The organism is Pseudomonas sp. PNPG3 (assembly GCF_023093815.1).
GTDB lineage: Bacteria > Pseudomonadota > Gammaproteobacteria > Pseudomonadales > Pseudomonadaceae > Aquipseudomonas > Aquipseudomonas asiatica.
Window position 1 is genome coordinate 1 of record NZ_JALLKV010000324.1, and the last position, 238, is coordinate 238.

The 238-nt window shown below is 75.2% G+C and carries 1 protein-coding gene; it reads left to right on the forward strand.

Annotated elements, in window-relative coordinates; all coding sequences use genetic code 11:
- Positions 1 to 26: 26 nt before the first annotated feature.
- Positions 27 to 238: hypothetical protein (locus MJ643_RS31235; RefSeq protein WP_247727391.1), on the forward strand; the 212-nt coding region annotated here is incomplete at its 3' end.

Consider the following 238-nt stretch of genomic DNA (forward strand, 5'->3'; position numbering starts at 1 on the left):
TGCCCCCCTTGCGCGACGAGGAAACCGTGGCGAGCGCGATCCTGTCGCGCGCGCAGGTCGAACGCGAGGCGCTGGACGAAGCCGACGCCCGCGCGGCGAAGGCCATAGTAACGCTGGCGGCCCGCGCAGCCCAGCTCGACCGCGACATCGAGCGCGAGGCGGCGCTGAACCGCGACGCCGAGGCGATGGTCGGGCGGCTGTCGTGGGAACGCGACCAGCTCGCGCAGGCGGGCGCGGG